This is a genomic window from Flavobacterium facile, from assembly GCF_036321945.1.
GTDB lineage: Bacteria > Bacteroidota > Bacteroidia > Flavobacteriales > Flavobacteriaceae > Flavobacterium > Flavobacterium facile.
This window is the reverse complement of record NZ_JAZAYT010000024.1, coordinates 37,671-61,555: the sequence shown is the minus strand read 5'-3', so window position 1 is coordinate 61,555 and position 23,885 is coordinate 37,671. Positions and strand designations below refer to the sequence as shown.

The following is a 23,885-nucleotide window of genomic DNA, read 5'->3' as shown; positions in this document are numbered from 1 at the left end:
ACAAACCATTAAGGTGGTTATTGCGTTGGGGCTCACCTCTTACCTTTCCGAACAGAGAAGTTAAGCCCAACTGCGCAGATGGTACTGCAGTTATGTGGGAGAGTATGTCGCCGCCTTCTTTTATTAAAGCCTCAATCTTTTAGATTGAGGCTTTTTTTGTTATTGGTACGGCGTGTTCACTCGTTTTAAAACGAGTTCGGTTCGCCGCCTTCTTTTAGAAACCTCATTCTTTTTAGATTGAGGCTTTTTTTTACCTATATGTCGTCTCGATGGGACAATATTTTTGTTAATCTGAACTTGTTTCAGATTCTTTTTGTTTATAGCAGTTTATATCTTATGAAAATCTATGCGTTAGTGGGTGGAGTGGCATCCTTTTTTTTGTTGCTTGCTGAATTTACTTGTTTTATTACCAGATGTTTGCAATAAAATAAAAGATATAGCGGAACACACGACCTCGTTGTAAGATTTAACGTGTGGTAAAAGGAATACTTGTGCAACGAGGAACGCCCAAGAAATCAAGAGAATCTCTTAATTAATATTTAATGAGATAATATTCCTAATAAATAATTTTATAAAGTAAAAAAAAAGCACTTTCATTTGAAAGTGCTTTTGGTATTAAATATCGTCGAAATTAATATCGGTATAACTGTTTGAGGAAGTTGTAGTAGTTTCTTCTTCTTGGTGTGTATCTGAATAATCCGATTCTTTTTTGAAGTCTTTTTGATGTCTTTCGGAAATTACTTCTTCGCCTTTATGGTTGATTACGTATTCTGTCATTTCGCTTAAGATTTCATTGAAAGCAGCAAAATCTTCTTTATATAAATAGATTTTGTGTTTCTTGAAGTGATACGAACCATCTTCTTCTGTAAATTTTTTACTTTCTGTAATGGTAATGTAATAATCATCTGCTTTTGTTGCTCTAACGTCGAAAAAGTACGTTCTTCTTCCTGCTCTCAATACTTTAGAAAAAATGTCTTTTTCTAATAATTCTTTGTCATTCATAATCCTTCGTTCAATTATTAGTTTGGTTTAGTCTTTCAAAAATCTAAAAAAAAATAATACTAAACAATTTTTTAAGCATTTTCTTTTTCAGAAAGTTGCTTCATGTATAAATTACTATAAAAACCTTCTTGGTTTACTAATTGATTATGAGTACCTTCCTGAACAATTTTACCTGAATCTAAAACAATAATTTTATTTGCATTTTTTGCTGCAGAAGCTCTGTGCGTCACAATAATTGTAGTTTTTTCGTTAAATATTGTTTTGAAGTTATTTACTATTTTTTCTTCGGTTTCTGTATCAACTGCACTTAAGCAATCGTCTAGAATTAAAATAGGAGCTTCTTTAATAATAGCACGCGCAATGGAAACTCTTTGTTTTTGTCCACCAGATAATGTAATTCCTCTTTCTCCTAAAATAGTTTCGTATTTATTGGTAAACGATTGGATATTATCATCAACAACGGCCATTTTTGTTGCGTTTACAATCTCTTCATCAGTTGCATTTTCCTTTCCAAATTTGATGTTGTTTTTTATCGAATCAGAAAATAAAAACGGATCTTGTGGTACAATACTCATGCTGTTTCTTAGATGGTATAAATCATATTCTGTTAGATTATGACCATCAATTTTAATTTTTGAATTTCCAGTTACATCATGTATTCTGGTTAATAAGGATAAAATAGTAGATTTTCCAGAGCCGGTTTTTCCCATAATGGCAACAGTTTCTCCTTTATTAATGGTAAAACTTATATTGTCTAAGGCTTGAATATTGGTGTCTTCGTAAATGTAGCTTACATTTTCAAAAGTGATTTTACCTTCGATTTCTGTTGTGATTTTTCCTATATTCTGAATTTCGGGTTGTTCTAATAGAAATTCATTAATTCGTTTTTGTGAAGCTTCTGCCTCTTGAACTAAGGATGAAACCCAACCAAATGAAGCTACTGGCCAAACCAACATTCCAATATATAATAGGAATTTAGCAATTACACCAATGTCTTTTATTTCGCCACGAACATACATTTGTCCGCCCACATAAATCACAATTAAATAACTTAATCCGATTAATAAAACCATTAAAGGTCCAAATAAAGCTTGGGTTTTTGCTAAAGACAAGTTTTTTTCTTTACTGATTTCTGAAAGTTTTACGAATTGATTGTTTCTGTCTTTTTCTAACGCGTAGGCTTTTATGACTCTAATACCAGAGAAAAATTCTTGTGTAAAGGAAGATAAAGTGGATAAATTTTGTTGGTATTCTGTGCTTTTTTTGTTGATTCTCTTACTTAAAATAAAAATACTATATGATAAAATAGGTAAGGGTAATAAAGAATATATAGTCAGTTTTACATTGATAGCGGACATACTGATAATAATAGCCGCAAATCTAATTATAGTATTTATGGTATACATTACCGCTGGTCCTACATACATTCGTACTTTTCCAACATCTTCACTTATACGATTCATTAAATCACCAGTTCTGTTTTTCTTGTAGAAGTTTTGAGAAAGGTTTTGGTAATGATTGAAGACTTCGTTTTTTAAATCAAATTCTACGAAACGTGACATGACAATCAAAGTTTGACGCATTAAGAAAGTTAAAAAACCAGCAATTAAAGTACAAGCGAAAATAAGTGCAATGTTCTCAAATAATTCTTTTTTAAGTGAAGTAGTGTCTTTATTTCCTGATTTTAAGAAAACTTCTATTGAAGAAATTGATTTCCCGACTAATTCTGGAGTATATAATGCAAATATTTGAGCAACAATTGTGATAATTATTCCAAATAAAAATCGGTACTTATATTTTATGAAATATTTATTTAAATATTGTAATTCTTTCATTTAAAGTAATATAATTTAAAGTAATTCTCTTTTTGTTAATTATTTTGTAGTTTTTTGCGATTATATTGCAATATGTTAAATTATTGTATTCGTAAAAATAAAATAAAAAATGACAATTATATATAATTTATACATATTTTTGTATCTTATTATTGATAAAAAATCAAATATACTCATGACAACAGATATTATAAATTCAAACGAGCTACACAAAGTAGATCCCGTTTTTGGTCAAATTTCTTTTGATGGACACGAACAAGTTGTTTTCTGTAATGACAAAGATACAGGTTTAAAAGCAATAATCGGAATTCATAATACAGTTCTTGGCCCTGCACTTGGAGGAACTAGAATGTGGAAGTATTCTAACGAATGGGAAGCTTTAAATGATGTGTTAAGATTATCTCGCGGGATGTCTTTTAAGTCTTCTATTTCAGGTTTAAATTTAGGTGGTGGTAAAGCTGTAATTATTGGTGATGCCAAAACAGAAAAAACGCCTGAATTAATGAGAAAATTTGGAGAATACGTAGACTCTTTATCAGGAAAATATATTACTGCTGAAGATGTTGGTATGGAAACAAAAGACATGGATACAGTTAGAGAAGTAACAAAATATGTTACTGGAATCTCTGAAAGTAAAGGTGGCTCTGGAAATCCTTCTCCTATTACTGCTTATGGTGTTTTTATGGGTATGAAAGCCGCTGCAAAACACAAATTTGGAGTAGATAATTTAGCAGGAAAAAGAGTTTTAGTTCAAGGTATTGGTCACGTTGGTGAAGTGTTAGTGCAACATTTAACAAATGAAGGAGCAATTGTAACTATCTCAGATATCAATGAAAACAGATTACATGAAGTTGGTTCAAAATACGGAGCTAAAATTTTTACAGGAAACGATTTATATAGTTTAGATGTAGATATTTACGCACCTTGTGCTTTAGGAGCAACTATCAATGACGATACAATTAGCAAAATTCAAGCAAAAGTTATTGCTGGTGCTGCTAATAATCAATTAGCAAATGAAGTAATTCACGGTAAATTATTAAAAGAAAAAGGTATTTTATATGCTCCTGATTTCTTAATTAATGCTGGTGGAGTAATTAATGTTTATTCAGAATTAGCAAATTTAACATCTGCTCAAGTAATGGAAAAAACAGAAAACATTTACAACACAGCCATGGATATTTTCAACTTATCAGATGTTCAAAATATAACTACTCATCAAGCAGCATTAAATATTGCTCAAAAAAGAATTGATGACAGAAAAAAAGAATTACAAAACAAATAATTCTTTAAAATAAAATATTGTAAATTTGTCCCGAAATAATTATAAAAATTGTTTCGGGATAATTTTTTAAAGTTCTTAGCCATGCTTAACAGAAGACATTATAGAGTAAAAGTGATGCAAACCATTTACGCGATGCATCAACACGAATCCGATTCATTAGATAAGGAAGAAAGATTTTTATTACAAAGTATAGACAATTCTCAAGATTTGTATTTAGTAATGCTTTCTATTTTCGATGAATTACAATTGAAAGAAAGAACCTATTTAGAACTCGCTTCTAAAAAACACTTGGCTACCAAAGAAGAACAAAATCCTAATTATAAGTTTGTAAATAATAGTTTTTTCAAAATTATAGCCAATCATGCGGCTTTTTATGATAAGTTAGAAGAAAGAAAAATTGACAACTGGAAACGTAACGACGATTGTATTCTCTTTCTATTAGAAGCTATTAAAGCGTCTGATTTGTATAAAAGATATATGGCTGTGGAAACAACAGAATTCAAAAAAGACATTTTCTTTATGTATGATGTTTTTAATGAAATTATTGCACCAAACGAAAAATTATACGACTATTTAGAAGATTTTAAAATTACTTGGGTAGATGATATTCCTGTGATTAATACTTTACTTTCGAAGCAAATCAAATCAATTAGAAGTTTCGAAGATTCTATTGAATTACCACAAGTTTTTAAAGATTTAGACGACAAAGAATTTGTTAGAAATTTGTTCAGAAAAACAGTTTTAAACGAGGTAGAATTCGCTAAAGAATTTGAAAATAAAACACCAAATTGGGACAAAGAACGTATTGCAGAATTGGATACGATTATTCTTAAAATGGCTATTTGTGAGTTGTTGAAATTCCCGTCAATTCCTGTAAAAGTAACTTTAAATGAATATTTAGAAATCGCTAAAGAATATTCTACTCCAAAAAGTAGTATATTTATCAACGGGATTTTAGATAATTTAGTAAAAGATTTCCAAGCTTCTGAAAAGTTAAAAAAATCTGGTAGAGGATTATTATAAAAATAATTATGATGAAAAAAATAGTTAGAATTTTCGTAGTTGCTTCATTGTTAATCACTTTTTCTTGTAAAAAAGAAGTTGAAAAAACAGAGGAAATAGCTATTACAACAAGTTTAGAAGATAACGCAAAAGTGCCAAAAACTATAGTGGAATTTGATAAAGAAATTCATGATTTTGGAGAAATTGAACAAGGCGAAATTGTAGAAACTACTTTTTTAATAAAAAACGTTGGCGATAAAAATTTATATATTGTTGACGCACATGGTTCTTGTGGTTGTACGGTTCCAGAAGTAACAAAAGAAGCAATTGAACCAGGTAAATCAGCGCCAATTAGTGTAAAATTCGATTCCAACGGTAAATCAGGTGAAGTAACTAAAACCATTATGGTTACTTGTAATACGGAAAAAGTTATAGAAAATATCAAAATTAAAGCAAGTATAAAAACTAAAAAATAAATATATGAACTCAACCTTAATTATTCAGTTGGTGTTAATGTTAGGAGTGTTTTACTTCTTAATCATTATGCCAAAAAACAAAAAAATAAAATTAGAGAAAACTTTTTTAGCGAACTTAAAAGCTGGAGATAAAATTATAACTATTGCTGGAATTCACGGTAAAGTTTCTGAAATTGCTGAAACTACAATCGTAATGGAAACTATGTCTGGTAAATTGAAAATTGAAAAAAGTTCTATTTCTGCAGAAATGAGTTTAAAATTAAACGAGAAGAAATAATAGTTGATTTGTCATTCTGAACTTGTTTCAGAATCTCAATATTGCAGACTCTGAAACAAGTTCAGAGTGACAACAAAACATATAAAAAAACCCAAATTCATATCGAATTTGGGTTTTTTTGTTTACAAAAATATTCTTACTTCTTATTCTGAATTGCATTTAATTCTGCAATTTTCACAATCACTTCAATAGCTTTTTGCATACTTTCTACCGGAACATATTCGTATTTTCCATGGAAGTTATGACCGCCAGCAAAAATATTCGGACAAGGTAAACCCATAAAAGATAAACGTGAACCATCAGTTCCACCACGAATTGGTTTAATTAAAGGTTTGATGTTTAATTCTTTCATCGCTTGTTCGGCTAATTTCACAATATGCATTACTGGTTCTACTTTTTCGCGCATGTTGTAATATTGGTCTTTGATTTCTAAAACTGCAATATCTTCACCAAATTGTTTTTTGTATTTTTTGTTGATTTTTGCCACAACTTCTTCTACGTATTCTTTTCGTTTTTCGAATTTCTTACGGTTATGATCTCTAATAATCAATTGTACTAAAGTATCTTCAATACTTCCTTGAATATTCGTTACGTGATAAAAACCTTCGTAATTTTTAGTCGTTTCTGGAGTTTCGTCTTTTGGTAATTTATTGATAAACTTATTCGCTAAAAGCATGGAGTTGATCATTTTTCCTTTGGCATAACCAGGATGAACGCTTTTTCCGTTGAATCTGATTTTTACACCAGCAGCATTAAAGTTTTCATATTCTAATTCTCCGATTTGACTTCCGTCCATCGTATAAGCCCAATCCGCACCGAATTTTTCAACATCAAAATGATCAGCACCACGACCAATTTCTTCATCTGGAGTAAAACATACTTTTAACGTTCCGTGTTTAATCTGTGGATTTTGAACTAAAAATTCCATCGCAGTCATAATTTCTGTAATTCCTGCTTTGTCGTCAGCTCCTAATAAAGTCGTTCCATCAGTTGTAATTAAAGTTTGACCTTTGTATAACAACAAATCTTTAAAATAAGAAGGAGAAAGAATGATGTTTTTTTCTGCATTTAAAACGATATCACCACCATCATAATTTTTTATGATTTGAGGTTTTACGTCTTTTCCAGTAAAATCTGGAGTCGTATCAAAGTGAGAAACAAAACCAATTGTTGGCACTTCGTAATCTAAATTACTTGGTAAAGTCGCCATCACGTATGATTTGTCATCAATAGATGCGTCTGTTAAACCAATTTGTTTTAATTCTTCAACTAATTTATTGGCTAAATCCCATTGTTTAGCTGTGCTTGGTGTAGTGTTTGATTCTGGATCTGATTCTGTATCAACAGTTACGTATCCAATAAAACGATCAATTATATGTTGCATTTTTTAGTATTTTTAAGAGATGCAAATATAGTAAAAAGTACGAAGTATGATTTACGAAGTACGAAGTAAGATTTATGAATATTTAAAACGAAAAATTATAAGTAATATTTCCAGTTTGCTTATCAGCTGCAGATTCACTTGGTTGCCATTTGGTTTGTAAAGCATATTTTCTTGCCAATGCAATTAAACAAGCATCTCCAGTTGAACCTTTTCCATTCACAGCAGAAATGGTTTTCCCAGATTTGTCTACAGTAACTTCAATAGTTACACGTCCTGCTTGATTGCAATCATTATCAATTGTTGGAATATAGGCTACACGTCTTCCAGATAAAGTATAGTTGGTTCCTTTTCCATTACCACTTCCATTTCCACCACCTGATCCAGAACCGCTTCCTGCTCCTGAACCTGTTCCGTTTCCTGTTCCGTTTCCGCCACCAGTGCCACCGCCAGAACCACCATTTCCGTAGTATCCATTAGAATTGGTACTTCCATTAGAAGAACCTTGGTTTCCGCTCGTTGAACTATTCCCGTCACCACCTTTTTTATTACCTTTAATCATATTTGATAAGGCACTATTGGTTTTTTTAACTGGAATTTTTGGAGTTTCCACTGGCTTGGTTTCAGTAGGTTTTTTATCTTTTGGTTTGATATTTGTTTTTGGTGGAGTAGGAACATCTGCACCAACATTATCTTGAGTTAATATTTCATCTGGAGTAGATTCAACAGGTTGAGCTGCGACTTCTTTCATGTTAACTTCTAAAGTTTCACTCAAATAATCATCGCCTTTACCTTTGTCAGTATTTCCAAAATTAAGTTCAACTCCGCCACCGCCACCACCTTGTGCGATAAGCATTTCAGTTTTACCATATGGAGGCCAAAAACGAAGGAAAAACAATAGAAGTAAGATACTTCCAAAAGAATAAAAAGTTATGATAAGCGATTTTTTAGAATCTGAGAAATCCTGTTTTTTTAAGTACTGAACAAGAAAATATAAAATTACAGCTAATACCGCTAATATAAGAAGCAACATTGAGCCGTGATCATTAATGAATTTTAATATTTTTATAGATTTTCTCATTCAATAAATTTATGTTATAATAACGAATAAATGTAATAAAAATTGTTGAAACAAAAAAACTACGTCAAAAATTGTTCCAACGTAGTTTTTTAAATAAATATTGTTGTGTGTTTACACTAATTGTTTCAATGCAATTTCATAAGCTCTTGCACTGATGTTTGTTTTACTTGAATTCACATCAAATGTTTTTTGAATGGCTTTTCCAATAATTTCTGAAGCATCATTGAAGATAGCTTCGTCTGTCATTTGAACTTTTTTCTCCATGAAGTAAGCAAAAACTCTTGCCATTCCACAGTTTGAAATAAAATCTGGAATTAAACTTACTTTATTGTCCGTTTCTTCCATAATTGGTCCGTAGAAAATTTCTTTATCTGCAAAAGGAACATTCGCACCACAAGAAATAACTTCTAATCCAGAAGCGATCATATTCTCAACATTGTCTTTAGAAACAATTCTTGAAGCAGCACATGGAGCGAAAATTTGCGCACCCATTTTCCAAATTTTATCATTGATTTCTGCAAAAGGAATCATTTGGTCTGAAACTAATTTGTTTCCATCTTTATTTCTGAATAATTCTGTAATTTCTTCGAATGTGAAACCGTTTTCGTTAAGAACTCCGCCATCTCTATCGATAATTCCGACTACTGTCGCACCCATTTTAGCTAAATAAAAGGCTGCAGCTGAACCTACATTTCCAAAACCTTGTACTATGGCTTTCTTACCCACAACGCTTCCGCCATAAATTCCGTAGAAATGTTTCACAGCTTCTGCCACTCCGTAACCCGTAATCATATCGGCTACAGTATATTTTTTTGATAAATCTGGAGTAAATTCTCCGTTTTCAATCACTTTAATTACACCTTGACGTAATTGTCCGATTCTGTTAATTTTATCCGCTTCAGTTGGTTTGAAGTGTCCGTTAAAAACACCTTCTTGTGGATGCCAAACACCACATTCTTCTGTCATTGGAATTACTTCGTGAATTTCATCTACATTTAAATCACCACCCGTTCCATAATAATTTTTCAATAATGGAGAAACGGCTTTGTACCAACGTTCTAAAACTCCTTTTTTACGAGGATCTGCTGGGTCAAAATTAATTCCAGATTTTGCTCCACCAATTGCTGGACCAGATACTGAAAATTTTACTTCCATAGTTTTTGCTAAAGAAAGCACTTCGTTTTGATCTAAACCAATTCTCATACGCGTTCCACCACCAGCGGCACCACCACGTAAAGAGTTAATAACTGTCCAACCTTCTGCTTCGGTTTCTGGATCTTTCCAATTGAAAACGATTTCTGGTTCTTTATTTTCGAATTTATGTAGTAAATCTTTCATATATAAGTTATTAATTTTGATATGCAAATTTAGCTTTTTCAAACAATGTAAAAAGAAATTTTACTTTTTTTTTGTTATTTTGATACCGATTGGTATCTTTGCATATGCGATCCTCAGAAATAACTAAAGCAAAAGTGCTAAAAGAAGCAACGAGCCTTTTCAATACAAAAGGGTATAAATCTACGTCTTTAAGTGATATCACTGATGCTACGGGCTTAACGAAGGGTGCGATTTACAGGCATTTTGAGAATAAAGAATGTCTAGAAATTGAAGCTTTTCAGAAAATGATGCAAGCTATTTTTGTGGCGCTAAATGAGAAAATTAAAGCTCAAAATAACACAAGAGATAAGCTGTTTTGTGTGTTAAATTTGTTCCAAAGTTACATTACAAATCCATTAATTATTGGTGGTTGCCCGTTGCTAAATGTTTCCGTTGAAGTAGACGATACCAACTTAGAATTGAAGCAAAAAGCGCAACAAGCTTTAACTGTTTTTCGTGATTCTGTTGAAAGAATTATTATCAATGGAAAAACACATAAACAAGTCGGGGCTTTAGTGAATGAAAAATTAGTGGCAACTATAATGATTTCAACGCTTGAAGGCGGTGTAATGATGAGTAAATTACAAAACTCTAACTCCGATATTGAGATTGTTGTCAATCATTTAAAAAATTGGATTGTTTCTGACATATTACTATAAAAAAATTTAAATAATTTGATACCAATTGGTATCTTAAAATAAAAATAATGATGAATTTTAAGAAAATAATGCAAAAATCAATGGGTTTTTATTTCAATTTATTGTCGTTTGTACACCCAAAAAAGCTAAAAAAGGATGGTTTTCTGCTTTTTTGTAATCCGTTTGCACGAAAAGTAAAACCGCATCAATTGGAATTTTTACAAAAAGGAATGTCGGAAGTTTTGGATTTGGAAGGGTATAAAATTCAAACCTATAAATGGGGTAGTGGTAGTAAAAAAATATTGCTAGTTCACGGTTGGTCGAGTCATTCGTTTCGTTGGAAAAATTACATAGAACATTTGCTTAAAAATGATTTTACTGTTTATGCCTTAGATGCGCCAGCTCATGGTTTGTCATCTGGAAAATCGATTCATGTGGTTTTGTATGCGAAAGTCATCAATGCTTTTTTAGAACTAAATTCTGAAATTTCATCTATAATTAGTCATTCTATTGGTGGATTTGCTACAACCTATTTTTTAGATCAATATAAAGAACATACGATTGAAAAAGTAGTAATTATGGGTGCGCCAGGCGAAGCTTCAGATTTTTTCGAATTTTATAAAGAAACTTTAGGATTAACGACGAAATCTCTTAATTTAATTATTGATGAATTTCAAACTCAATTAGGAAAAGCACCAAGTTATTTTTCGAGTGCTAGATTTGCGGAAAGTATTGCCATTCCAGCTTTAATCGTTCATGATAAAAATGATTTAGCTACGAATTATAACTATTCAATCCGATTAAATAAACATTGGACAAACAGTCAATTAATTTTAACGGAAGGTTTAGGACACGATTTAAAAAGCAAGGATTTAATTAAAAATGTAACTGATTTTATTAAGAACTAAAATGTGATAGTTTAGTGTTGAATCAAATTTGGCTTCAAATAAATTAGTTTATTAACTATTTCTTTGTTTGCCACGAATTGGCGAATTTTTAAAAATTAAAAGTTTCGAATTAATTCGAATTTTCATCTTCGATGAAATAAGTTTATTCACATTTCGAAAATAAAATTCGTGAATTCGTGGCAAAAAAATGCTATTCATAAATTTCACCAGAACTATGATCCTGTTTAGCACCGGTTACACTTGCTAAAACATTAATTTCATTTCGTAATTTTAAAACACCAAGTAAGGCAAAAATTAAAGCTTCTTTAAATTTTATGGTTTTTTCGTCAGGAATTATGATTTCAATAGTTGGTAAATGTGCTTTCATTCTGCCAATTAAAAAATCGTTATAAACTCCACCACCAGAAACTAACAATTTTCCTGATTTGGCTGTTAGAATTTTCCCGATTTGAAAAGCAATGTGTTCCGTGAATGTTCGCATTTTGTCTTCGGTTGAAATGCTGTAACTTTCTAAAATAGGTAAAACTGTTTCTTTTACGAATTCGAATCCTAAAGATTTTGGAAACGATTTGTTGTAAAATTCTAGTTGATTTAATTCGTATAATAATTCCGAATTCAATTTTCCTGAAGCAGAAATTTTACCTTTATCGTCATATTCTAATCCAAAAGTATTCGCATAAAAATTCAAAACGGTATTCACTGGTGAAATGTCAAACGCAATTCGTTGGTTGTTTTCTTCAAAAGAAATATTAGAAAATCCGCCTAAATTCAAACAATAATCAAATTCAGAAAATAAAATTTTATCACCAATTGGCACTAAAGGCGCGCCTTGACCACCTAAATTGACATCTTGAACTCGGAAATCGCACACTATTTTTTGTTGAACGATTTTTGCGATTTCTTGTAAATTCCCAATTTGAAGTGTGAATCCATTTTGCGGTTGATGTAAAATCGTATGTCCGTGTGAACAAACCGCATCAATATTTGAAATGTTATTTTTGGTAATGAAGTCAGAAATAATGTTTCCAAGTAAATTGGTATATTCAATATTTAAATCTGAAAGTTCATTTGTGCTGAAATTAATTCCGTTTTTTAGTTTAGAAATGATTTCATTAGTATAGGAAATAGTATCACATTCGTAAATTTCATACGACCATTTATTGTGATTTATTTCAAATTTTATATGAGCCAAATCCACTCCATCTAATGAAGTGCCCGACATTACTCCGATAACGTTATAGTTCTGCTTAAACATGGGTTAAAAATACAATTTCTTATTGAAAATTTCATATAAAATAACTACATTTGAACGAAATTTTTCAGATATATTCAATTAACCTATAGTAAAATAATGGATTTTAAATTAAACGAAGAGCAATTAATGATTCAACAAGCGGCAAGAGATTTCGCTGTTACAGAATTATTACCTGGTGTTATAGAAAGAGATGAACATTCAAAGTTTCCGACTGAACAAGTTAAGAAAATGGGAGAACTTGGTTTCTTAGGAATGATGGTTGATCCTAAATATGGTGGAGCTGGTTTAGATAGTATTTCATATGTTTTAGCAATGGAAGAAATTGCTAAAGTTGATGCTTCTGCCGCTGTTATCATGTCTGTAAATAACTCATTAGTTTGTGCAGGTTTAGAAAAATATGGTTCAGAAGAACAAAAAATTAAATATTTAACACCGTTAGCTAAAGGTGATGTAATTGGAGCATTCTGTTTATCTGAGCCAGAAGCAGGTTCTGATGCTACTTCGCAAAGAACTACAGCTATTGATATGGGTGACCATTATTTAGTAAACGGAACAAAAAACTGGATTACAAATGGTGGAACAGCTTCTACTTATTTAGTAATTGCTCAAACTGACGCTTCTAAAGGACATAAAGGAATTAACGTTCTTATTATGGAAAAAGGAATGGAAGGTTTTGATATTGGACCGAAAGAAAAGAAAATGGGAATTAGAGGTTCTGATACGCATACTTTATTATTCAATAATGTAAAAGTTCCTAAAGAAAATAGAATTGGTGCAGACGGTTTTGGGTTTTCATTTGCGATGTCAACTTTAAACGGAGGAAGAATTGGAATTGCTTCTCAAGCTTTAGGTATTGCTCAAGGTGCTTATGAATTGGCTTTGAAATATGCTCAAGAACGTGTAGCTTTTGGTAAACCAATTTTCCAACATCAAGCGATTGCTTTTAAATTAGCTGACATGCACGTAAAAACTACGGCTGCAAGATTGTTAATTCACAAAGCGGCGGCTGAAAAAGATTTAGGTGAAGATATTGCACATTCAGGTGCGATGGCTAAATTATATGCTTCTGAAATTGCTTTAGAAGTGGCTAATGAAGCGGTTCAAATTCACGGTGGAAATGGTTATGTAAGTGAATACCATGTGGAAAGAATGATGCGTGATTCAAAGATTACTCAAATTTATGAAGGAACATCTGAAATTCAAAGAATTGTGATTTCAAGAGGATTAGTAAAATAATTTATTTCAATTATAAATATATAAAAGCCCGATTTTTAAGTCGGGCTTTTTTGTGTCTCAATTTTTTTACTACTTAGGTTGTTTTTTTGTTTAGTATTCTAGTATTCAAAATTGCAGAAAACTTGTTTAATCCATCACAAATAATTAAAATAAATTATATATTTGTTCGACAGCTAGTTTGTTGTTAATTAATAGTTTTATAAATTTAATTATATATATAATGAAAACAAAAAATATTCTTTTTAAAATTCTTATACTTTTCTTTGGTTTCTTGCAAAATGTAAAAGCTCAAGACGCTAAAGATGACACTCCAAAGTGGATAAAAATGATGAACGATCCAAATGTGAATTATTTCGAAGCCGTATCTACTTTTAATGAATATTGGAAAAATAAAGAAAAACCTGTTGTTGAAGATGAGGTTTTTGCTGCAAAGAACTCTAAAATAAGGGAAAATAAAGAAAAAGAAGCGATACTTTACAGTTTTGAATATAAGAAATTTCTTTTATGGCAGAAAAAAAACTTAGCTTATGTAAAAAGCGATGGAACACTTTTAACTCAAGATGAGAAATTAGAAATTTGGGAAAAAGAGAAAAAAGCTAGAAATTAAAAATTAAAAAAAATGTTACTACATCTAAGAAAAGTACTTCTATTATCAATAATTTTTTTTACAAAATTTGTGTTTGCTCAAAATACAAGTGGAAACTGGACAATTAAAGGACCAGTTTTATTTCCAACAGACATCTCTGGACAAATAAACGGAATTGGTAGAGTTAGTCAAATAAAATTTCATCCCACAGATAATCAAAAAATATATGCAATTAGTGCTTCTGGTGGTTTATGGATAAGTAGTGATGCTGGTTCGAATTGGATTAAGACATCTACTGATTTTCAGATTCCCCAAGGAAGTTGTTCTGCAATTTGTGTAGATCCTACTAATGATAATATACTTTATTTATCTACAGGAGATGCTAATTATTATTCTGATGAATATGGGATTTATAAAAGTAGTAATGGAGGGGTAACATGGTCTATTTCAAATTCAGGAATTAGTAATCGTATGGCGCTTGAAATTCTTGTTTCTCCAAATAATAATAATACCATATTAGCTGCAACAACTGATGGAATATGGAAAAGCACTGATGCTGGTGCTACTTGGACTGTTAAAAAAAGTGGAGGTGCCTTTAAAGATATGGAATATAAACCAGGTTCAACAACAATAATTTATGCTGTTAACGATAACCAATTTTGGAGAAGTACTAATGATGGAGAAACTTGGTCGCAAATTGCATCTGTAAATCCTGTTCCTGGAAATGGAGGAAGAATCACTACTTCGGCTTCTAATAGTTCTGTTGTATATGTTGGTTTTGTGGGAAGTAATAATGATTCTGCGACAACATCAAAAGGAGGAATTATATATCAATCTACAGACTCAGGAGTAACTTTTACATTAAGAAAAGGAAATAGCCAACCCAACCTAAATGGTTATGAACCAACTGAAAACGGACAAGGTAACTATAACTGGGATATTTTTGCAGATAGAATTAATGCAAATATAGTATATGCAGTAGGTCATGTAGTTTGGAAAAGTACGGATGCAGGAGTTACATGGTCGAAACTGACTAACTGGTATGAAAATTGTCATACAGATATGCATCAAATAATAAGTTCTCCTTACGATAATACTAAGTTATATAATATTAATGATGGAGGTATTTTTTCAAGTACAGATGGAGGAAATAATTGGGTACAGAGTTGTAACGGTTTAAGTGCAACTGAAATTTATCATATGGGGCATAGTAAATTATCTCGAAATATTGTTACTGTAGGTACACAAGATAATGGGGAAATTTATTTAAATAACAATGCATGGTTTTGTAATCGTGGAGGAGATTGGGGATCTAAAGTGACATTTGATTACTCTAATCCAAATATTGCATATTACCACGAAGATGCAACAAAAAAAGATCTTGTTCTAAATGATCCTGAGTCTTCATATGGAATCACATCTCCAAGTAATAATGATAATTATGTTTTTACAGATCAGAATACTAGTTTTGGATTAGTAAGTCAAGGAGTTGAACTTAAAAAAACCATTAATCTTCTTACCGCTTCTCCTACTTGGACTACTGTAAAAATATTTACAGGAACAATAAAAAGTGTTGCAGTGTCTCCAACAAATATAAATGAAATATACGTTGTTCTTGATAATGGTCAAGTTCATTATACTTCAAATGGAAATACTTTTGCGCAAGTTTCTACAGCACCTTCTGAAACAGATGTTTACAGTACAATAGTTGTTAATAAAAACAATACTAATATTATTTATTTAACGTGTGGGAATAGAGTATATCGTTCTATTAATAAGGCTGTCAACTGGTCAGATATTTCAGGAACGCTCTCAAGTAGTAATATTCTCAATTTAATTCATGATCCATATAAATCAGATGAAAGTTTTTATTTAACAACTCCATTTGGTGTGTATTACAGAAATAATACAATTACTGATTGGGTAAGTTTTTCTACAGGATTGCCGGTTATTGCAAGGATTACTGATTTGTTTGGTTATTTTGATGGGACAAGTAATAGTGTAATAAGAGTTTCTTTTTATGGAAGAGGTGTTTGGGAAAGTGATTTGTATAATGTTTTTCTTTCAACAGATGAATATGTAAATAGTGTTGGAACAATTAGTGTTTATCCAAATCCAAGTACAGATATTATTACAGTTAATGTAACACAACCAGAACTTATAGATACAAAAGCAGTATTATTTGATACTACGGGTAAACAGATAAAAGAAATATCAATTAAAGAGCCGATAACATTACTAGATTTTTCAGGTTATGCTAAAGGAATATACTTGTTGAAGTTTAAAAATAATACAATAAAGAAGATCATAGTAAAATAATTTTACTGATTTTCAATATTATAAAAAAAGAGCAACCGATATTTGGTTGCTCTTTTTTTATAATAAATCTAAAGTTCTTTCTAAACTCATGCCACGTGAGCCTTTTATAAGTAAGAAACTATTTTCTGTTTTGTGATTTGGAAATACAGATTGGAAAGATTCAAAAGTTTCATAAAAGTTCATATTTGGGTTTGAATTTTTATGTGCAAATAAATCCTTTCCAATAAAATGGAAAGTAGTGTCTTCTTGATTGAAACAAAACTCAATTAGTTTTTTATGTTCGTCTGAGCTTTCAATTCCTAATTCAAACATATCTCCTAAAATAGCAACTTTATTTTTTTCTTCTAGCTGAAAGAAGTTTGTTAATGCTGCGTTCATACTACTTGGATTCGCATTATAAGCATCTAAAATTATTTTGTTCGAATTCTTTTCTAATAATTGTGATCGATTGTTATTAGGAATATAGTTTTCTAAACCAAATTTAATCTTATCATTTGTTACGCCAAAATGTTTTCCAATTGTGATGGCAGCATTAATGTTGTTGGCATTGTATAAGCCAATTAAATGAGATTGAATTGTAGTGTTTTCAAATTCAATTTTCACCATCGGATTTGTTTCTATTTTTGTAATGTTTAAAAAATTTGCAGTATTGTTTATGCCAAAAGTGATTCGATTGATAGTTGCTGTTTTTTCGTTTTGTATTGTATCGTCCGAATTTACAAAAGCTGTTTTGTGGTGTGTAGCTAAAAATTCGTACAATTCACTTTTCCCTTTAATTACACCTTCCGTTCCGCCGAATCCTTCTAAGTGTGCTTTTCCGAAATTGGTAATGTAACCGAAATCAGGTTGGCAGATTCCGCATAGCATTTCAATTTCTTTTTGATGATTGGCACCCATTTCTACAATACCAATTTCAGTTGTAGTATCAAAAGAAAGTAAAGTTAAAGGAACGCCAATATGGTTGTTTAAGTTGCCAATTGTTGCTTTAGTTTTGAATTTCTGAGATAAAACAGCGTTAATTAATTCTTTAGTTGTTGTTTTTCCGTTACTTCCGGTTAAACCAATTATGGTAATGTTTAATTGATTTCTGTGATAGTTTGCTAACTGTTGTAAGGCGGTTAAAGAATTTTCAACTAAAATAAAACGTTCGTCAATTTTGTATTCAGCTTCATCAATGATGGCATATTTTGCTCCGCTTTCTAATGCACTTAAAGCGAATTTGTTTCCATTAAAGTTATCGCCTTTAAGAGCTACAAATAAGTTATCTGTGTTGATTTTTCTGTTGTCAGTTGCAATACCAGTTGTTTGCAAAAAGTAATTGTGAATTGTTGCTGTTTCCATAGTGCTAAAATAAAAAAAGCCCTTTAAAATTAAAGGGCTTTTTTAAAATATTTTAAAGAATTATTATCCTTTTACGTTTCCTCTTGGAGTTTTCTTGTTAGATTTAGGTCCAACTTTCGACATTGCACATCTAAATCCGATGTAGTCAGTTGCCATATCTTGTGGGAAATATCTTCTTGAAGCTGGATCTAACCAATATGCTCTATCTCTCCATGAACCACCTTTGTAAACTCTTACATTGTCATCAACTAAAGTAGTTCTGTTGTCAGCCTTGTCAAATTGTTTAACTTGGTTTCCAGCGCTATCTACAGAGATTTTATGTAATGGAGCTTTGTACATTCTTTTGTTAGGGTCATCTGCTTTTTCTTTTTCTTCTTCAGAAGATCCAAAGTCAAAGTATTTTGTAGATTGTCTGTCTCCATCTCTGTAATTCTTATTGTCAGAAGTTGAGAAGTTTTGTCTTAAATATGTTTCGTTGTCATCAACTGGAATTTGAGCGATAGAACCAGGGAAGTTTCTAGCCATTACTTTTCCGTTACTTAAAGTGTCATATTTAATGTTGTCAACAGTAACCATTTCTACAGTTCCGTCTTCACCAATTTTGTTTTTAGTATAAACGTTACCTCTAAAGTAGTTGAAATCATTTCCTTCATCATCAATAATAGGTCTGTAAACGTCTTGTACCCATTCCGCAACATTTCCACCCATATCGTATAATCCGAAATCATTTGGAGGATAAGCTTTTACATAGTTTGTAATATCAGCACCGTCATCAGACCATCCTGCTATTCCGCCATAATCTCCTTTTCCTTGCTTGAAGTTGGCTAATTGGTCACCTCTATATTGTCTTTTACCTGAACGAGTATATTGACCTTTCCAAGGGTATTTCTTTTGACCTTTGTAAATGTTGTATTCTCTGTTTCCTACTAAAGCTAATGCAGCATATTCCCATTCCGCTTCAGTTGGTAATCTGTATTCTGGTAAAATTAAACCAGAACTTCTTTGAGCATATACGTTTTTAGCTTCTGAAGAACCTTCAGTAGCACCGTCTTTTCCTGTTCTTCTTCCACTGCTTTTTGAACCCATTGGTTTCTTTAAAACAATTTCTTGGTTACCAGCAAAAGTTTTTGAAGGTGAATTAATGTAAGATTCTGTATCGAAATTAGATTCTGCAGTTACATCAGCACTAATTTTATTTCCTTTTTTAAGGTAACCTTCTTTTTCAAGAATATTTTCGTTCACACGATTTGTTCTCCATTCACAAAATTCAGTTGCTTGAATCCAGTTAACTCCAACTACTGGGTAGTTAGCATAAGCGGGGTGTCTTAAGTAGTTGTTTGTCATCGTTTCGTTGTAACCTAAACGATTTCTCCATACTAAAGTATCTGGAATAGTTCCGTTATAAATGTGTTTGTAATTGTCTTCTGTTGGAGGATAAACAGATTTAACCCAGAATAAATATTCTGCATACATCATGTTGGTAACCTCAGTTTCATCCATGAAGAAAGATTGAACGTGTTGCTTTGTTGGACTATTATTCCAATCATGCATAACATCGTCTTCAACTTTACCCATTGTAAACGCACCACCTTCAATAGAAGTCATTCCAGGAGGAGTTTCTTGCTTTTTGAATTTTGTGTTATACTGGAAACCACCTTTTTTGTCGTTGATTTGCCATCCAGTTGCGCTAGAACCACCTTTTGTGCTTCCTTTTTTGCTACAGCTGGTAAAACCTATTGTTATAGACAACGCTAATAACAATTTTAAAGTCATAATTTTAGTAACTTTCATACTTTTGTAGGTAATAATTTAAGTGCCGCAAGATAGTAATAAACGATTAATATGCAACAAAAAAATAAAAAAAAATTAAACATTATGTAAACTCGATTAATTACTAACGGATTAACGTGTTAAATATTGTATAATTTTATTTAAAAATTTAATATTAACAATATTTTAGTTTATTTTGCGTTACTATGATAATGAAAAAGATTTTTTTAATACTGTTGTTTTCTTCATTTTTGACATTTGCTCAAAATTCGAAGGATTTTTCTCTTGTTTGGGCAAATAATTCCTCATTTGTTATAGGTGATTTAAAATATAATTTGCCGCAATTTGAATCTAGAAATTTTGAATTTGATGATTCAAAAAAAACCATAAGATATTCTAATGTTATTTATGTTGACGGATTAGTTTCTGATGCAGATGCATTTCTTACTAATGTTATTTATGAAACAATCGATGTTACACTTTTAGGAGTTTTAGATGTTTCAAATATTTCTACTAAATTAGACTTTAAATCATTTTCATCTTTTGCAAGAGATAAAGCTTTGTTGTCATTTAGTTTTAATCCAATAATTAAGGATGGTAATGGTTTTAAAAGAGTTAAATCTTTTACACTCGAATATACGAGTTCTAATTCTAATAGATCTATTAATACGGTAAACGCTATTCAGAATTCTGTTTTATCAAATGGGAGTTGGAACAAATTTTATGTAGAAAAATCTGGAGTTTATAAGTTAAGTAAAGGTTTTCTTCAAAGCATAGGAGTAAACGTTGGTGTTGATCCAAGGAATATTAAAATTTATGGAAATGGAGGTAGAATGTTGCCTTTATTAAATAGTATTCCATATCCAAATGATTTAGAAGAAAATGCCATTCAGTTTTTAGGTGAAGATGATGGTGTTTTTAATGATGCTGATTTTATTTTATTTTATGCAGAAGGTGTTGATACTTGGAATGAAGAAAGTTTAACTCATGTGAATCAATTTGTGGATAGGTCTTATTATTATGTAACAACATCTGGTGGTTCTGGAAAAAGAATTCAAGCATATATTGAACCAACTGCAGTTCCAAATTTATTACTATCTAATTATGATGGTTATCAATTTCATGAATTAGATTTAGTTAATGCGGGTAAAATCGGAAGAAGATGGTTTGGCGAAAGTTTTAATGTAGAAGAGAGTCAAAATTTTAATTTTACCCTTCCTAATTATGTTGCAGGTTCAGCTGTTAATTTTTTTGGTGATTTTGCTGCCGTTTCATTTATTACAACGTCTTTTAAGGTAAAAGCTAATAATGTTGAGATTGGGAATGTATTAATAAATGCCGCTTCGGGTTCTTCTTTAGGTTTTGAAAATATTTTAAATACAAGTTTTACGCCCGCTAATAATTCTATATCAATTAATATAGAGTACAATAATAATGGTATTCCTTCCTCAAAAGGGTATTTAGATTATATTACTTTAAAGTATAATGCGGAATTAAAAGGTTACGGCAAACAGTTTTTGTTTTCTAATAATTTAGTCAAAACAAATATTGGTGTTGGACAGTTTTCTATTTCTAATGCTACAAATATTAATGCGGTTTGGGAAATCACGGATATTTATAATATTACTAAATTGGATAATACCTCTAGTAGTATTCAATTTAAATTGCCTTTAGGACAAAGTCGAAAATTTATAGCTGTAGATTTTTCAGATACATATTCTCCTTTAAGAGACGCAGATACTAATGTTGCGAATCAAAATTTAAAAGGAACAATTTTTAAAAATAATCAAGGTGTTTTTCAAGATATCGATTATTTAATTGTTACGCCTACCTATTTAGTGGCTCAAGCAGAAAGTTTGGCTAATTTTCATAGAAATAATTCTAATATGAATGTTAAGGTTGTGACTTTACCAGCTATTTACAACGAATTTGGTGGAGGTAAACAAGATGTAGCAGCAATCAGAAATTTTGTAAAATACGTTTATAGTAATGCTTCAAGTACTGCAAATAGAGTAAAATATTTAAATTTATTTGGAGATGCTTCTTATGATTTTAAAGACAGAATTAGAAACAATACTAATGTTGTTCCAATTTTTCATGGGTTTTATCCTTCGCAATCTTTAAATCCTAATAATAGTAGTAATTTTTCATTATTCGCTTCATTTATGTCGGATGATTTTTTTACACTTATGGATAATAATGAAGGTGATTTGCAAGCTTCGGCTGATTTAATGGATTTAGCCGTTGGAAGAATGATCGTAAATAACAACGTTCAGGCAGCAGAAATGGTAAATAAAGTGTATGAATATTACGATGAAAAATCATATAAAAGATGGCGAAATAATTTAGTGTATTATGCGGATGATCCGAATCCGTTTTTATCTGGAGACTGGTTTCTACAAAAAGATTTAAATGAATTAGCAGATCAAGTTACTGCTGCAAATCCATTCTTCAATACCAATAAAATTTTTACAGATGCCTATACTCAACAAGTTAATGCTGGTGGCCCTAGATATCCACAAGCTAAAAAAGCTTTTATTGATGCTATTGAGTTAGGGGCTTTGGTTTTAAACTATTACGGGCATGGTAATGAAGAAAGTTTTGCTGTAGAGCGTATTTTTGAAAAAGCCGATGCACAAGTGCTGAATAATAGATATAAATATCCTTTGTTTATTACAATTACTTGTGAATTTACTCGTTTTGACGATCCGAATCGTCCAACTGGTGGTGAATATATGTATTGGAATAAAGCGGGTGGTGCTATTTCCTTATTAGCGACAACCAGACAAATTGGTCAATCTTTAGGTATTCAGTTAAACGAAGAAATTTATGCCAATTTATTTACCATGGAAAATAATTCTTATTTATCTATCGCCGAGAGTTTAAGACGTTCTAAAATTGCTGTCGGAGGTTCAAATAAAAGGGTGGTTTTTTATGTTGGTGATCCAGCACTGAAATTAGCAATACCTAGACCAAAAGTGGTTCTTACAAAAGTTAATGGTGAAGATATTAATGCTACAACGCTTTCTTTGCAAGCTTTGTCTTTAGCAACATTAACTGGAGAAGTTTTAGATGAAAATAATGTTTTGATTGCTAATTATAATGGTGATTTAGCCGTTCAAGTTTATGATAAAAATTTGAACAGACTAACTTTAGATAATGATAACGTTTCGTTACCGCCATATAATCAACCAAAATTAAATTTTGTCACTTTAGGTGAAGTGATTTACAGAGGAAATGCTTCAGTTGTTAACGGTAAATTCGAATTCAGTTTCATCGTGCCACAAGATATTCAAATCCCTGTAGGTAATGCAAGAGTAAGTTTTTACGCTAAAAGAGATAATTCAATTTTACAAGATCAAACAGGATATAATACCCAAATTAAAGTTGGTGGAGTAAATTTTGCCGCACCCACTGATACGACGCCGCCAAAATTAAAATTGTACATGAATGACACCAATTTTGTAAGCGGTGGAATTACAAATGAATCGCCAATATTTTTAGCCTTTTTAGAGGATGAAAATGGTATCAATACGGCAAGCGGAATTGGACATGATATTGTAGCTGTTTTAGATGGTGATGAAAATAATCCTTATATTTTAAATGATTATTACGAAACAGAAACGGATAATTACAAAAAAGGAAAAGTTACTTATCCATATAGAGATTTAGCGCCAGGGCTTCATACAATTTTATTCAAAGCTTGGGATGTTTACAATAATTTAATTACTTCAGAAATTCAGTTTATTGTTATTGGTAATGGCGATTTAGAACTGAAAAATGTATTAAATTATCCTAATCCATTTGTGAGTTACACGGAGTTTTGGTTCAATCATAACCGACCATTTGAACCTTTAGAGGTACAAGTGCAAATTTTAACAATTACAGGAAAATTAGTAAAGACAATTAATCAAACAATTGTGAATGAGGGCTTTAATTCTAGAGATATAAAATGGGATGGAAAAGATGATTTCGGTGACCGAATTGGAAAAGGTGTTTACGTTTATAAACTAACGGTAAAATCATCAACAACAGGTAAAAAAACAGAAAAAATAGAAAAACTTGTTATCCTATAAAAAAAATGTATATTTGTCGGCTTGCTTTAAAAAAAACATATTG

18 protein-coding genes and 1 rRNA gene are annotated in these 23,885 nt (G+C 31.0%); 11 read left to right on the top strand and 8 right to left on the bottom strand.

The annotated features are described in order from the left end of the window. Positions 1–9: 9 nt before the first annotated feature. Positions 10–119 (top strand): 5S ribosomal RNA (gene rrf, locus UEQ13_RS01450). Positions 120–615: 496 nt separating this feature from the next. Here rrf and UEQ13_RS01445 read toward each other — a convergent pair. Together UEQ13_RS01445 and UEQ13_RS01440 are read right to left on the bottom strand one after the other, a co-directional pair. Continuing rightward, positions 616–1,002, bottom strand: a complete 387-nt coding sequence (locus UEQ13_RS01445) for a PUR family DNA/RNA-binding protein (RefSeq protein ID WP_329804575.1) — start codon at positions 1,000–1,002, stop codon at positions 616–618. A gap of 71 nt (positions 1,003–1,073) precedes the next feature. Further along, on the bottom strand, positions 1,074–2,837 hold the full coding sequence (locus UEQ13_RS01440) for an ABC transporter ATP-binding protein (protein ID WP_329804574.1): 1,764 nt from the start codon (positions 2,835–2,837) through the stop codon (positions 1,074–1,076). 175 nt (positions 2,838–3,012) lie between these two features. On the opposite strand from UEQ13_RS01440, the gene UEQ13_RS01435 reads away from it, so the two are divergent. The 4 genes from UEQ13_RS01435 (at position 3,013) to yajC (ending at position 5,874) form a co-directional block, all read left to right on the top strand. Continuing rightward, positions 3,013–4,119 carry a Glu/Leu/Phe/Val family dehydrogenase gene (locus UEQ13_RS01435; protein WP_329804573.1) on the top strand — a complete coding sequence of 369 codons (1,107 nt, stop codon included), beginning with the start codon at positions 3,013–3,015 and terminating at the stop codon, positions 4,117–4,119. A gap of 81 nt (positions 4,120–4,200) precedes the next feature. Next, a complete protein-coding gene (gene nusB / locus UEQ13_RS01430; RefSeq protein ID WP_329804572.1) occupies positions 4,201–5,142 on the top strand; it encodes a transcription antitermination factor NusB in 942 nt (313 codons plus the stop codon). Between the two features lie 11 nt (positions 5,143–5,153). Then, the gene (locus tag UEQ13_RS01425) at positions 5,154–5,597 is read left to right on the top strand and encodes a DUF1573 domain-containing protein (RefSeq protein WP_329804571.1); all 444 of its coding nucleotides are present in this window, start codon (positions 5,154–5,156) and stop codon (positions 5,595–5,597) included. 4 nt (positions 5,598–5,601) lie between these two features. Continuing rightward, on the top strand, positions 5,602–5,874 hold the full coding sequence (yajC, locus tag UEQ13_RS01420) for a preprotein translocase subunit YajC (RefSeq protein ID WP_329804570.1): 273 nt from the start codon (positions 5,602–5,604) through the stop codon (positions 5,872–5,874). A 136-nt stretch (positions 5,875–6,010) separates the two neighbouring features. Here the strand turns inward: yajC and pepT are convergent, their stop codons facing one another. The 3 genes from pepT to UEQ13_RS01405 all read right to left on the bottom strand — a co-directional run bounded on the left by pepT (position 6,011) and on the right by UEQ13_RS01405 (position 9,674). Then, the gene (gene pepT / locus UEQ13_RS01415; protein WP_329804569.1) at positions 6,011–7,258 is read right to left on the bottom strand and encodes a peptidase T; all 1,248 of its coding nucleotides are present in this window, start codon (positions 7,256–7,258) and stop codon (positions 6,011–6,013) included. Between the two features lie 82 nt (positions 7,259–7,340). After that, complete coding sequence (locus UEQ13_RS01410; protein WP_329804568.1) at positions 7,341–8,336, bottom strand: energy transducer TonB; 996 nt, start codon at positions 8,334–8,336, stop codon at positions 7,341–7,343. Positions 8,337–8,447: 111 nt separating this feature from the next. Next, entirely contained in the window at positions 8,448–9,674 is a 1,227-nt protein-coding gene (locus UEQ13_RS01405) for a Glu/Leu/Phe/Val dehydrogenase dimerization domain-containing protein (protein WP_329804567.1), read from the bottom strand. 104 nt (positions 9,675–9,778) lie between these two features. Between UEQ13_RS01405 and UEQ13_RS01400 the strand changes: the two genes are divergently transcribed. Beyond that, positions 9,779–10,372, top strand: a complete 594-nt coding sequence (locus UEQ13_RS01400) for a TetR/AcrR family transcriptional regulator (protein ID WP_329804566.1) — start codon at positions 9,779–9,781, stop codon at positions 10,370–10,372. A 47-nt stretch (positions 10,373–10,419) separates the two neighbouring features. Continuing rightward, complete coding sequence (locus UEQ13_RS01395; RefSeq protein WP_329804565.1) at positions 10,420–11,259, top strand: alpha/beta hydrolase; 840 nt, start codon at positions 10,420–10,422, stop codon at positions 11,257–11,259. Positions 11,260–11,449: 190 nt separating this feature from the next. Here the strand turns inward: UEQ13_RS01395 and UEQ13_RS01390 are convergent, their stop codons facing one another. Continuing rightward, positions 11,450–12,514, bottom strand: a complete 1,065-nt coding sequence (locus UEQ13_RS01390) for an anhydro-N-acetylmuramic acid kinase (protein WP_329804564.1) — start codon at positions 12,512–12,514, stop codon at positions 11,450–11,452. 96 nt (positions 12,515–12,610) lie between these two features. Here UEQ13_RS01390 and UEQ13_RS01385 point away from each other — a divergent pair, with 96 nt between their 5' ends. The 3 genes from UEQ13_RS01385 (at position 12,611) to UEQ13_RS01375 (ending at position 16,655) form a co-directional block, all read left to right on the top strand. Beyond that, entirely contained in the window at positions 12,611–13,750 is a 1,140-nt protein-coding gene (locus UEQ13_RS01385) for an acyl-CoA dehydrogenase family protein (protein ID WP_166124489.1), read from the top strand. A gap of 220 nt (positions 13,751–13,970) precedes the next feature. Next, complete coding sequence (locus tag UEQ13_RS01380; RefSeq protein ID WP_329804563.1) at positions 13,971–14,357, top strand: hypothetical protein; 387 nt, start codon at positions 13,971–13,973, stop codon at positions 14,355–14,357. 12 nt (positions 14,358–14,369) lie between these two features. After that, positions 14,370–16,655: a T9SS type A sorting domain-containing protein gene (locus tag UEQ13_RS01375; RefSeq protein WP_329804562.1), complete on the top strand. Its 2,286-nt coding sequence runs from the start codon at positions 14,370–14,372 to the stop codon at positions 16,653–16,655. Positions 16,656–16,712: 57 nt separating this feature from the next. Here the strand turns inward: UEQ13_RS01375 and UEQ13_RS01370 are convergent, their stop codons facing one another. Both UEQ13_RS01370 and gldJ read right to left on the bottom strand, forming a co-directional pair. After that, on the bottom strand, positions 16,713–17,996 hold the full coding sequence (locus UEQ13_RS01370) for a UDP-N-acetylmuramoyl-tripeptide--D-alanyl-D-alanine ligase (protein ID WP_329804561.1): 1,284 nt from the start codon (positions 17,994–17,996) through the stop codon (positions 16,713–16,715). Positions 17,997–18,059: 63 nt separating this feature from the next. Beyond that, complete coding sequence (gldJ, locus tag UEQ13_RS01365) at positions 18,060–19,787, bottom strand: gliding motility lipoprotein GldJ (protein ID WP_329804560.1); 1,728 nt, start codon at positions 19,785–19,787, stop codon at positions 18,060–18,062. A gap of 191 nt (positions 19,788–19,978) precedes the next feature. Between gldJ and porU the strand changes: the two genes are divergently transcribed. Beyond that, on the top strand, positions 19,979–23,842 hold the full coding sequence (gene porU / locus UEQ13_RS01360; protein WP_329804559.1) for a type IX secretion system sortase PorU: 3,864 nt from the start codon (positions 19,979–19,981) through the stop codon (positions 23,840–23,842). Positions 23,843–23,885: the final 43 nt, after the last annotated feature.

Coding starts and splice junctions, on each gene's coding strand:
- UEQ13_RS01375 (WP_329804562.1), top strand. CDS start 14,370: ATGTTACTACATCTAAGAAAAGTACTTCTATTATCAATAATTTTTTTT.
- nusB (WP_329804572.1), top strand. CDS start 4,201: ATGCTTAACAGAAGACATTATAGAGTAAAAGTGATGCAAACCATTTAC.
- yajC (WP_329804570.1), top strand. CDS start 5,602: ATGAACTCAACCTTAATTATTCAGTTGGTGTTAATGTTAGGAGTGTTT.
- UEQ13_RS01405 (WP_329804567.1), bottom strand. CDS start 9,674: ATGAAAGATTTACTACATAAATTCGAAAATAAAGAACCAGAAATCGTT.
- UEQ13_RS01380 (WP_329804563.1), top strand. CDS start 13,971: ATGAAAACAAAAAATATTCTTTTTAAAATTCTTATACTTTTCTTTGGT.
- gldJ (WP_329804560.1), bottom strand. CDS start 19,787: ATGAAAGTTACTAAAATTATGACTTTAAAATTGTTATTAGCGTTGTCT.
- UEQ13_RS01400 (WP_329804566.1), top strand. CDS start 9,779: ATGCGATCCTCAGAAATAACTAAAGCAAAAGTGCTAAAAGAAGCAACG.
- UEQ13_RS01410 (WP_329804568.1), bottom strand. CDS start 8,336: ATGAGAAAATCTATAAAAATATTAAAATTCATTAATGATCACGGCTCA.
- pepT (WP_329804569.1), bottom strand. CDS start 7,258: ATGCAACATATAATTGATCGTTTTATTGGATACGTAACTGTTGATACA.
- UEQ13_RS01425 (WP_329804571.1), top strand. CDS start 5,154: ATGAAAAAAATAGTTAGAATTTTCGTAGTTGCTTCATTGTTAATCACT.
- UEQ13_RS01385 (WP_166124489.1), top strand. CDS start 12,611: ATGGATTTTAAATTAAACGAAGAGCAATTAATGATTCAACAAGCGGCA.
- UEQ13_RS01370 (WP_329804561.1), bottom strand. CDS start 17,996: ATGGAAACAGCAACAATTCACAATTACTTTTTGCAAACAACTGGTATT.
- UEQ13_RS01395 (WP_329804565.1), top strand. CDS start 10,420: ATGATGAATTTTAAGAAAATAATGCAAAAATCAATGGGTTTTTATTTC.
- UEQ13_RS01390 (WP_329804564.1), bottom strand. CDS start 12,514: ATGTTTAAGCAGAACTATAACGTTATCGGAGTAATGTCGGGCACTTCA.
- UEQ13_RS01435 (WP_329804573.1), top strand. CDS start 3,013: ATGACAACAGATATTATAAATTCAAACGAGCTACACAAAGTAGATCCC.
- porU (WP_329804559.1), top strand. CDS start 19,979: ATGAAAAAGATTTTTTTAATACTGTTGTTTTCTTCATTTTTGACATTT.
- UEQ13_RS01445 (WP_329804575.1), bottom strand. CDS start 1,002: ATGAATGACAAAGAATTATTAGAAAAAGACATTTTTTCTAAAGTATTG.
- UEQ13_RS01440 (WP_329804574.1), bottom strand. CDS start 2,837: ATGAAAGAATTACAATATTTAAATAAATATTTCATAAAATATAAGTAC.